A 10,882-nucleotide genomic window follows, 5' to 3' on the forward strand; every position below is an offset into this window, starting at 1 on the left:
TCGGGGAAATCGGCACCTGGCGATCCGTGATGGCCAGATAGGTCTCGTCGACCTCCACCAAGCCCTTGAGCCGCTCACGTCCGGGCCTGACCATCGCCTGGCGAAAACGATGCAGCATGGCCCAGGCCGTCTGGTAGCTGCCCAGCCCCAGAACCCTTTGCAAACCCAGCGCGTTGACGCCTTGCTTCTGGTTCGTCACGTACCACGCCCCGGCCAGCCACACACGCAGCGGCGTGCGTGTCTTCTCGAAGATCGTGCCTGCTGTCACCGTGCTCTGGTGGGAGCAGCTTCGGCACATCAGCCGCGAGCGGCTGGATCGGTAAGGTTCATCGGCGACGCCGCAAGCCGGGCACACGAACCCGGTCGGCCAACGCAGCCGCTCCAAGTAAGCCAAACAGGCCTCTTCAGAGCTGAACCAGTCGAGGAAATCGTTCCAGTTGGACGGGTGGTCTTTACCTGCCTCTGGGCTTGCGATATGCTGGATATCCATCCAGTTCTCCGGCGTTGCTGGAGCTAAAAGGATACCCCTTACATGCATACAGTATACCGATGTGTAGGATGCTGCGCATGTGCGCGCACTTCGAATCCGTCTCAAAGCCAGAACGTTTGCACGACACGTTCAAGGTCGCCATGCCGACCGGGGCTTTGGCGGACGTCTGGCCGGGCTATGCGGGCGTCTTCATCCGTCACCCGAGGGAACAGCAGGAAGGCGACGGGCAGGCCCCGTGGCGGGAAGCCATGGCTGGGTCGTTCGGGTTGATTCCGCACTGGGCCAAAGACCCCAGCCTGGCGAAGAAGACCTACAACGCTCGCAGCGAAACCGTGGCAACCAAGCCCAGCTACCGGGATGCCTGGCGCCTTGGGCGACGCTGCATCATCCCTGCGGAGGCGATTTACGAGCCGGATTGGCGGACTGGCCGGGCCTTGCCCACTCGCATTGCGCGGGCAGATGGCAGGCCCATGGGGATTGCCGGTATCTGGACGGGATGGAGAGCACCGGACGGCACCATCGTGCGCAGCATGAGCATGCTCACGGTGAACGCGGATCAGCACCCGCTGATGAAGAACTTCCACCGGCCTGAGGATGAGAAGCGGATGGTCGTGATCCTGGCTGACAGGGACTTTGATGCTTGGTTGAGTCCCGGGCTGCGAGAACCTGAATCAATGCTCAGGTGCCTAGAGGCTGCAGCTCTTTCGGCATCAAGCGAAGCGCTGTGCCCTGCAAGCTAGCTAACGCGGTAGGCCGCTCTGCAGCGGTTGCTGCCGGTGATGTCGGCCCCCCTCAGTTCACGGTCTGGGCTACACAGCGGTCATTCATGCGCTAGTGACATCTCGGACCCAGTGGCCGGTTTCAAAGTACTGCTGACCTCGGCCAATTCGGCGTGAACTTGCTTGCGGATTAATGAACCCGCAGCACCTCAAACTGCTGTCGGATTGAAGCGACCTGTATCGTCACCTCATCACCCTCGCATTTACCCAGCAAGGCCCTGCCCAAAGGGGCTTCGCTGCTGATGACCTGAACGAGTTGAGCGCCGCTGACCAACTTCATGCTGCCCCCACCCGGGCCGAGAAAGAGCTGTTGCTGCTTGTCGTCGGAATCGACCAGGCAGACCAGCGCGCCGAGCTGTATACCTTTGCTGGCGTCGTAGGGACGCGGGCGGAATTGGCGCCAATGGGCCATCGCCTGGCGGATGGCTTCGGCGCACCGAGCTTGGCCGGTGGCCAGGTAGGCGGCTTCGAGTCCCAATGTGTCGTATTTGTTTTCGGCGATGTTTTCTTCGTGAGTCGCCGTTTCATGGGCCGCCCGCACTGCCTGTTCGGCTTGCAGCAGGTCTTCGGCGAGCCTCTCCAGCACCTGCTGCTGCAGGAAGAATTTATCCATGATGAAAGGTCGGCATCTCGAACAAGCGGGGGCAGGTCTTGATTATGAAGGGCTCCACCAGCCTTCGACGCTTCTGTTGGCGGCAGGTTAACTTCAGCCATGGGCACTGTCCTGTCGCCCATTTCGGTGCATCGAACGGCAGGAACTGGCCGGAACGAGACGACCTTCTTTGACGCAAATCGACGGAGGAGTCAACATAGGCAGCAGCCTCCCCTTTGCCGGCCTCCAGTTTGAATTGCAAGAGACGCAGGATCTGCATGCATCTGCCTCCGAGCGGACCGCACTATTCCAGCGAGCGATTGAGTCGCCACTGCTTGACCATGCCATAGAGTGCTGGAATCACAGCCAGAGTCAGCACGGTCGAGGAGATCATCCCGCCCACCATCGGAGCCGCAATGCGACTCATGACCTCAGAGCCCGTGCCCGTCCCCCACAAGATCGGCAACAAGCCGGCCATGATGGCAACCACCGTCATCATCTTGGGCCGCACCCGCTCCACAGCGCCCTCCATGATGGCGTTGTATAGATCAGCCGCCCCAGGCTCCACGCCTTCGGCGCGACGTTTGGTCTTGAGCTGCTCCCACGCATGATCTAGGTAGATCAGCATCACGACACCGGTCTCCGCAGCCACGCCAGCCAGCGCGATGAAGCCCACCGCGACGGCCACGGACAGGTGATAGCCCAGCAACCACATGAGCCACACTCCCCCCACCAAGGCAAATGGGACCGACAACATGACAATCAACGTCTCGGTCAGACGCTTGAAGTTGAGGTAAAGCAGCAGGAAGATGATCAGAAGCGTTACGGGGACAACGATCTTCATCTTCTCCACCGCACGCTCCATGGACTCGAACTGGCCGCTCCAGGTCGCGTAATAGCCGGGAGGAAATTTGACCTGTTCGTTCACGGCCTTGCGGGCATCGGCCACATAGCTGCCGATGTCACGTTCGCGGATGTCCACGAAGATGTAGGCAGACAGCAATGCGTTTTCGGTGCGGATGCCCGGCGCCCCCTTGGCGACTTCCACTCTGGCCACCTGTCCTAACGGCACCATCGCCCCATCCATGGTTGGCACCAATACCTCTCGGGCGATTTGCTGCGGGTCGGAGCGCAGTTCGCGCGGGTATCGCACCGTGACGCCGAAGCGTTCACGCCCCTCCACTGTGGTGGTCACCATGTCGCCACCCAAGGCTGTGCCGATAACCTCCTGCAAGTCTCCCACTGCCAGTCCGTAACGCGCCAATTGGCCGCGATCAGGTTCAATGTTGAGGTAGAACCCACCCGTGATCCGCTCCGCAAACGCGGAGGTCGTTCCGGGGACCTGCTTGACCACCGTCTCAATCTCGCGTGCCAAGCGCTCCATCTCGTTCAGGTCTTTGCCAAACACTTTGATGCCAATGGGCGTACGGATGCCGGTGGAAAGCATGTCAATGCGTGCCTTGATCGGCATGGTCCATGCGTTGGACACACCAGGGAACTGCAGCGCCTTGTCCATCTCGGCAATCAATTTGTCAATCGTCATGCCTGAGCGCCACTCGGCCTCTGGCTTGAGATTGATCACCGTCTCGAACATCTCGGTGGGCGCTGGATCGGTGGCGGTGTTGGCTCGTCCCGCCTTGCCATAGACCGACGCGACCTCCGGGAAACTCTTGATTATCTTGTCCTGTGTCTGCAATAACTCGGCCGCCTTGGTGATCGACATGCCCGGCAGCGATGCAGGCATGTAAAGCAGCGTGCCTTCATTAAGCGTCGGCATGAACTCCGACCCCAGTTGGCTGGCGGGGTAGATCGAGATACCCAGAACCAGAGCCGCAGCTGCAACGGTCAGCTTCTTCCAGCGCATCACACCGGCAATGATGGGGCGATACACCCAGATGAGGAAACGGTTCACCGGGTTCCTCGCCTCCGGCAGGATCCGCCCCCGAATGAAGAGCATCATCAACACCGGCACCAGTGTCACCGACAACAGGGCGCCCCCCGCCATGGCGAACGTCTTTGTGTAAGCCAAAGGCGAGAAGAGCCGCCCCTCCTGGGACTCCAGCGTGAACACTGGCAGAAAGGACACGGTGATGATCAGCAGGGAGAAAAACAGGGCTGGACCGACCTCTTTGCACGCAGCGATCATCGCGTCCACTCGCTGTGTATTGTCATGCTCGGCAGGTAAGCGCTCCAGGTGTTTGTGAGCGTTCTCGATCATGACAATGGCGGCATCGACCATGGCCCCGATGGCGATGGCGATACCCCCCAGGCTCATCAGGTTGGAGTTCATGCCAAGCAGGCGCATGGCGATGAAAGCAATCAGCACCCCGACCGGGAGCATCAAAATCGCGACCAGGGCCGAGCGAACGTGCATAAGAAACACGATGCAAACCACCGCGACGATCAGGCTTTCTTCCAACAGCGTGACTTTGAGGCTGTCAATGGCGCGGTGAATCAGGTCTGACCGGTCGTACACCGCCTCAATGCTGACCCCCTCGGGAAGCCCAGCGGACACCTCGGTGATCTTCTCTTTCAGGTTGTGAATCACCTCCAGCGCGTTCTGACCATAGCGCGACATGGCAATGCCCGAGACCACTTCCCCTTCGCCGTTGAACTCCGTCACGCCACGTCGCTCGTCAGGAGCAAGTTCGACACGGGCGATGTCGCGGATCAGGACCGGTGTACCCCTCTCTGCCTTGACGACCAGATTTTCAATGTCGGCCACGCCGCGAAGGTAGCCCTTGCCGCGCACCATGTACTCGGTTTCCGCCATCTCCACGACGCGTCCCCCGACGTCGCGATTCGATTCGCGCACCACCTGCGACACCTTGGCCAGCGGAATGTCATAGGCTCGCAGCTTCACCGGATCAATGGTGATCTGGTAGGTTTGAACGAAGCCCCCAATGGAGGCCACCTCGGCCACACCGTGCGCCTTGGTCAGTTGGTAGCGGAGGTACCAGTCCTGCAGCGTGCGCAGTTCAGCCAAGGTCTTGTCTTTGGCAAGCAGCACATACTGGTAAACCCAGCCAACGCCGGTCGCATCCGGACCGATCTGAGGTGTGACACCCTTGGGCATGCGCCCAGCAGCGAAGTTAAGGTACTCCAGCACGCGTGAGCGTGCCCAGTAGATGTCGGTGCCATCTTCAAAGATGACGTAGACGAACGATGCACCGAAGAAGGAGAAGCCCCGCACCACCTTCGACTTGGGCACTGACAGCATGGCTGTGGTCAAGGGGTAAGTCACCTGGTCCTCGACCACCTGTGGGGCCTGGCCTGGATATTCGGTGTAGACAATGACCTGTACGTCTGACAGGTCGGGCAAGGCGTCCAGAGGCGTCCTGAGCACAGCAAAGACGCCACCGACGATGACGAACAGGGTGGCCAACAGCACCAGGAAGCTGTTTCTTCCCGACCAGTCAATGATCTTCGCAAGCATGGTGTCTCCCGAAAATCAGTTGTGGCCGGCGTGCGCACGGGCCGGTGCTTGATTCATGGGTTTGATCGCCGTGATCACCCACTCACCTTGCCCACGCTCCACAAACTCAAACGAAATGACAACTCCCGGCTTGAGGCCGGTCAACAGCGCGCTGTTGGCGACCTGGAACTCCATGGACATGGCCGGCCATTTGAGACTGGGCACTGGGCCATGGGCGATGGACAACGTTGAGGCCTGAACATCTACTTCCTCGACCTTGCCTTCAGCTTGATGGCCAACAGTCGCCGCAGGCTTGGCAGCGGCGGCCCCACTTTGCGCTGGCTGCGTGCCGTGCCCCTCGTGCCCAAACCCCCCGATGGCAGCCTTGAGGTTGCTCTCGGCATCAATCAGGAAGTTGGCGGCGACCACCACCATTTCACCGTCCCGCACACCGTCCAGGATCTCGATGTGATCCTCGCCGCGTGCACCGACCTTGACCTCACGAGGCTCGAAACGCCCCTCCTTTAGCTGCACCAGGACGATTTGACGCGTCCCACTGTCGATCAGCGCGGACGTCGGCACCGTGAGCACGGCGCCTTTGGCGGCAGCGGGTAGCTCAACCTGGGCAAACATACCCGGTTTGAGCAAGCCCCCCGGATTGTCCAGCTCGACGCGCACCGGCACGGTACGTGTTTCAGCCTTGAGCGTCGGATAGACATAAGTGATGGCGCCCGCGAACACCTTGCCAGGGTAGGCATTGACACGTACCGTGGCCCGCATGCCCGTCTGGACCAGGCCAATGTCCTGCTCGAAAACATCGGCGATCACCCACACTGAGTCCAGATTGGTGACTTGATAGAGCATCTCACCAGGCATGACGCGCATGCCTTGCACGGCCTTCTTTTCCGTGACGATGCCTGCAACCGGGGAACGGAAGGTCAGCGTGCGACGAGCCGATCCAGATTGAGTCAACGCCCTGATTTGCTCGTCAGAGATGTCCCAGTTGCGCATGCGCGTCAGGCTGGCATCGGCCAATTGCCGCATGCCACGCTGCGCCTCATCACTGGCGCCTTTCAATGCGTCAACACCCTGAGCGGCAATCGCGTACTCTCGTTGCGCCGAGATCAGTTCGGGGCTGTAGACCTCGAACAGCGCCTGGCCTTTGCTGACCGCCTGTCCCGTCACATTGACATGCAGACGCTCGACATAGCCCTCAAACTTAGGTGCGACGGTATACGTCTGCCGCTCGTCGGGCTCAATGCGTGCAGCGGCGCGCACCACTTTGTCCAAGGCCCTCAGACTGGCCGCTTCGACGCGCACGCCGAGCTTTTGCACCTTGTCCGTGCTGATTCTGATTTGCGTGGGATTGGCCGCGTCCTGTTCCTGCTCACCGGCGTAGACGGGGATGTAATCCATGCCCATCGGATCCTTCTTGGGCGTGGGCGACGTATCCGGCAGCCCCATCGGATTGCGGTAATAAAGGATCTTGCGCTCCTTCTCTCCGCCCTTTGAAGACGCCGCAGTTAACGCAACGTGTGAGCCAGGTTCACTGGACTGCCGCTTGCCGTACCAAAAGCCCCCGCCTGCAGCGAGCCCTGCGACCACCATGATGATCGCACCTGACTTCAGTCGTCCCGTCATAGATCGTCTCCAACGATGCGCTCAATGTCAGCCAGGCGCATCTGCGCGCTCACACCCGCCTTGACCTGGTTGAGTTTGGCTTGGCGGATTTGTTTTTGTGCATCCAGCAAAGTGGCGAAGTCAACCTTGCCCGCCTCATAACCCGCCAATGCCGAGCGATACGTCAGCTCGGCCTGGGGCAGCATGCTTTCGGTGGTCAACTTCAACGAGCTGCGGGCGGCCTCCAACCCCGCGACGCCTTCGTACAGGTCGGCCAGGACTTGATTGGTGACCCCCTCTTGGCGAGACTGGGCGGACGCGAGCATGGCTTCCGATTCACGCTCCTGGGCTCGTCGCGCGTGTTGCTGCAAAGGAATGTTGATCTCGACCATCAGCTCCCACTCGCGGACCGCGCTGCCATACTGGATGGGTGAGACGCCCACCGAGAAATCTGGATAGCGGTTTTTGTAGGTCAGCTCCCGATTCTTTTCGGCAGTGCGAATCTGCGATATCTCTGTTTTGAGCAAGGGACTGCTGGACCGTGCACGCGGCTCCAATGCGGCAAAGCTGACGCTTTCGGGCGTGGGCAGTGGTCGAAGCTGAACGGGCGTTGCCAAAGGCTCGTTCGAAGGTCGACCCACCAGCGCATTCAACCTTGCACGGAGCTGTCGGCGCTCAGTCTCGATGGTGAGCAATTCGTTGCGCATCGCCGTCTGCTCTAACTGCGCCCGGATCACATCCTGCTGTGCCGTGAGGCCGCCAGCGTAGCGAACCTGGGCCACTTGTTCGAGGCGAATCATCAGGTCCAGGATCTCCCTGGCCAAGCGTTCGCTCTGATCCAGGTAATAGAGCTGCGCATAGGTGGTCTTGATCTTGGCGGCCAGCTCGCTCCAAGACCCTGCAGCGCGCCCTCTTGCGGCATCCGCCTGCGACTCGGCGACTTCACGTTTGAGATCGCGTTTGCCGGCCCACGGCAAATCCTGCATCAGCAGATAACGGGTACTGCCCACACGTCCAGGTAAGAGCGTCGGACTTTGCTCGCCCATGCGCGTGATATCGCGCCATTCGGTGCGGAACTTCGGATCTGGCAGTGCGCTGGCAGACACGACCCGCTCTGTCGCAGCAGCGGCATCAAACCGCATGCTGGCGAACTCCGGGTTGTTGTCTTTGGCGGACTTCAACAGCCCCTCAAGACTGGCCCCCAGTGGAGCCTCTTGTCCGTAGCTGACTGAGCCGAGAGCCAGGGACAGGCAAGCCACACCAAGGGACAGGGCCTGGCGCATGGTGACCATTACCTGCCGCCCACACCACGCAATGCGGCATTCAGCTGATCAACGATTTCCGCCCAATCAGCGTCTTTGAGTAATTCATCGCGCAACAAGGTCGCCTGGGACGCTGTCCAAAAAGACGCATCTTCCAGTCTGATGGATGCGTCAAGTGGGCTGTGAGTCGACAAAAAGCCTTTGATGCTCTCGACGTCAGACGGCAGTCCCAACTGTTGGAAAAGCTCCGCAAAGCGGTGATACGTTGAGTTCATTGCACATGTCCTTTCAGTTCAATGCATCTGAAAAATCGTTACGTCTAAAGCCATTCTCATCACACGAGCCTGATAGCAAGATGAGGCGTAGATTACGTTTCCGTCATCTTTCTTGCCCACCCCATCGCGCTCAAGCTCGCCCCAAGGCCAGCGTCAACCACAGTGATATGCCGCCACCAATGAGCGCGATCAGGTAGCTGCCCACCACAGTCTTGCCGACCTGGCTTCCTCCTGTTGTCCACGCTATACCTGACTTGGTCAGCATATTGGCCAACGTGGCGAGACCCAGTGCAACAGCGGCAGTCCCCGTTGCCATATCACCGGCACCGTGCAACCGAGACAGTGAAATCAGAATCGCATCCACTGGTGATCCGATCCTGAGTCGTTCCGATCGTTCGACTCTGCGTGCCTCTCATGCTTCGACTGGGTGATAAGCGGCCAAGTACGGGATCAGTCCAAACACCCCCGCCACAAATTTTCTGGCAGCTTTGGGTCGAATTGCCTCGATGACGACCTGTCACTCCCGGCCAAGAGCGGCACGTCGTGGATCAGCTTGATGACCTCCCTCGAAGCCGCCGTTCAGGTCCGAACTCGGACGTGATGAGCTCGATGAAAGTCGGGGAGGTTCAGTCACACCGTGCCGGCGTCAGGTGAGCGCAGCGCGGCATTGAGCCGATCGACGACCTCGGCCCAGTCGGCATCCTCTAGGATCTCTTCGCGCAGTAAGGCGGCTTGCGACGCCGTCCAGAAAGGCGCTTCCGCCAACAGGACATCTGGCGCGAGTGGAGAGTTCGCCGCCAGGAACGCACGAATCCCGGCCTCATCCATGAGCAGGCCCAATTGGGCAAACAGTTCAGAGAAACGATGAAATGACTTTTCCATGCCGAAAATCCTACTCCTGTAAAACACACAAGTCCCGACAACAGCGCCGGGAACCTCTCACGTCAGACCTATGCTGACCACCAGCGAGGCCGCCCCGCAGGCAATCGCCACCAGGTAATCGATCACCAGGAACTTGCCGACCTGCGCCCGCCGGTCGACCACGCGATGCCGGCCTTGGGCACCATCGCTGACTGCGAGCCCAGGATTGGCATGAGCAGCCTAGATCTACGATTGGCAAGCAAAAAACTGATTATGACGACTGCTCTCGGCTGAGCCTGTGTGAAAACGCACCCAGCCCGAGAAGGTTCAGACCAAGGCTGAACGCCTGCAAGAGAAGATCGCCAGGTCTGTGCTCACAGCCGCTGCGAAATCTCGAGGATCGGCTTGATCCCCGAACCAAAGCGGGCAATGGCATCACGGTGCTGCTGCAATTCACCGTAAGGCAGGTAGCGGATCCCCAACTCGGAAACGCGGCTGAAGGCAGGACGGGCCAACTGCTGGCGGACCTCGTCCCGTCGGGTGTCGGGCGCGACGAGAAACAGGACGCTGGAGGCGCCCACATCGCTGCCCAGGGCAAGATCTAGCATGCGCACGATCCCTGAGTAAATGGACGTGGAGTGTTCCACCTCAAAGGCCGCCGCGACGCTGGCAGCCCCGTTTTCCAGCCAGATCACGTCGATGAGGCGAACTGAATCGCCTCGCGCGCTCACGTTCGCAGGCAGATCGGCCAGGCAGCCATCGCCCAGCCGGCCGTCGCCATGAGCACGACCACGGTCATTGGCCGCGATCCAGACATCAAATCCCAACGCTAGGCCCAGGTCTCGCAATCGCCCCTGGATATCGGTGTGGGTGGCATCGCTTTCTGCGTCACGCTGCCACTGCATTTGCGCAGCAGACGACTCCTCGCGTACCTTGTTGAGATCAGCTTCCCAAAGCGCCCTGGATTGCGCCATCGCATCTGGGTCGTCCAACTTGGGCGGGGCAACATAACGGCCGTTGCCCACATCGAACATCAGGCCAGCCAGCGCACCCAGGTCGTTCGACAGCTGTTGCCGATGTGTCTGGTTAAGTCGAACCAAACCTTCTCGCATGGACAGGTAATGATCCCACCGCCCTAATTTGACATTCGCTCCCGTCACAGCGTTGTAGCCTCGGACAATGGCTGTGTTGAAGGGTGAGACCAGCGTCGGGTGGATGAAGTACAAGAGGTTAGCCACGGCGGGGCCCAGCCCTTTGATCTGTAAGGCATCGATGCGCTGAATCGCCTCGATGATCGATTCGATCGTATCGCAGCAATCGCAGGCATCTAGCAAGCGGGCAAAGGCTTTTTGGTTGGCCGCGTTTTCGTAGATGTCGGGGATGCGCAGCTTGGGCTTCCACAGGAAGGCGTGGTCAGCCCCCTTGAAAATCTGGCGCTGTTCGGCCACCGACTGTCACCGACCGGCGTAATGGAGCCACTTCGTGATCGGCATATTGGAGCCAGCCGATGATCGGCGTTATGGATCCAGTGCGTGATCGCCGTATTGGAGCCAGCGGCGGATCGGCGTAATGGAGCCAGTCTGCGCTG

10 protein-coding genes and 1 pseudogene are annotated in these 10,882 nt (G+C 60.0%); 1 reads left to right on the forward strand and 10 read right to left on the reverse strand.

Going from position 1 to position 10,882, the window contains the following annotated elements:
* Positions 1–490: IS1595 family transposase (locus ABG80_RS17375; protein ID WP_152987711.1), on the reverse strand; the 490-nt coding region annotated here is incomplete at its 3' end.
* A 77-nt stretch (positions 491–567) separates the two neighbouring features.
* Here ABG80_RS17375 and ABG80_RS17380 point away from each other — a divergent pair.
* Positions 568–1,230, forward strand: coding sequence for an SOS response-associated peptidase (locus tag ABG80_RS17380; protein ID WP_058088890.1), 663 nt, complete (start codon positions 568–570; stop codon positions 1,228–1,230).
* A 169-nt stretch (positions 1,231–1,399) separates the two neighbouring features.
* On the opposite strand, the gene ABG80_RS17385 is transcribed toward ABG80_RS17380, so the two are convergent.
* From ABG80_RS17385 to ABG80_RS17415, 9 genes and pseudogenes are all read right to left on the reverse strand, one after another.
* On the reverse strand, positions 1,400–1,882 hold the full coding sequence (locus ABG80_RS17385) for a GreA/GreB family elongation factor (protein ID WP_058088885.1): 483 nt from the start codon (positions 1,880–1,882) through the stop codon (positions 1,400–1,402).
* Positions 1,875–2,141, reverse strand: coding sequence for a hypothetical protein (locus ABG80_RS22095; RefSeq protein WP_152987712.1), 267 nt, complete (start codon positions 2,139–2,141; stop codon positions 1,875–1,877). The genes ABG80_RS17385 and ABG80_RS22095 overlap by 8 nt, the downstream gene beginning before the upstream one ends.
* A 24-nt stretch (positions 2,142–2,165) precedes the next feature.
* Positions 2,166–5,297, reverse strand: coding sequence for an efflux RND transporter permease subunit (locus ABG80_RS17390; protein ID WP_058088886.1), 3,132 nt, complete (start codon positions 5,295–5,297; stop codon positions 2,166–2,168).
* A 15-nt stretch (positions 5,298–5,312) separates the two neighbouring features.
* Complete coding sequence (locus ABG80_RS17395) at positions 5,313–6,917, reverse strand: efflux RND transporter periplasmic adaptor subunit (RefSeq protein ID WP_058088887.1); 1,605 nt, start codon at positions 6,915–6,917, stop codon at positions 5,313–5,315.
* Positions 6,914–8,188 carry a TolC family protein gene (locus ABG80_RS17400; RefSeq protein ID WP_058088888.1) on the reverse strand — a complete coding sequence of 425 codons (1,275 nt, stop codon included), beginning with the start codon at positions 8,186–8,188 and terminating at the stop codon, positions 6,914–6,916. The genes ABG80_RS17395 and ABG80_RS17400 overlap by 4 nt, the downstream gene beginning before the upstream one ends.
* Positions 8,188–8,433, reverse strand: coding sequence for a DUF2789 domain-containing protein (locus tag ABG80_RS17405; protein WP_058088889.1), 246 nt, complete (start codon positions 8,431–8,433; stop codon positions 8,188–8,190). Before ABG80_RS17405 ends, ABG80_RS17400 begins: the two co-directional genes overlap by 1 nt.
* A 130-nt stretch (positions 8,434–8,563) precedes the next feature.
* Positions 8,564–8,797: a DUF4010 domain-containing protein gene (locus tag ABG80_RS22100; RefSeq protein ID WP_235513923.1), complete on the reverse strand. Its 234-nt coding sequence runs from the start codon at positions 8,795–8,797 to the stop codon at positions 8,564–8,566.
* Between the two features lie 266 nt (positions 8,798–9,063).
* The gene (locus tag ABG80_RS17410) at positions 9,064–9,315 is read right to left on the reverse strand and encodes a DUF2789 domain-containing protein (protein WP_058088891.1); all 252 of its coding nucleotides are present in this window, start codon (positions 9,313–9,315) and stop codon (positions 9,064–9,066) included.
* A 353-nt stretch (positions 9,316–9,668) separates the two neighbouring features.
* Positions 9,669–10,745, reverse strand: a pseudogene (locus tag ABG80_RS17415) (type II restriction endonuclease); the annotation flags it as partial.
* Positions 10,746–10,882: the final 137 nt, after the last annotated feature.

The sequence above is a fragment of the Aquabacterium parvum genome (assembly GCF_001447195.1).
Taxonomy (GTDB): domain Bacteria; phylum Pseudomonadota; class Gammaproteobacteria; order Burkholderiales; family Burkholderiaceae_C; genus Aquabacterium; species Aquabacterium parvum.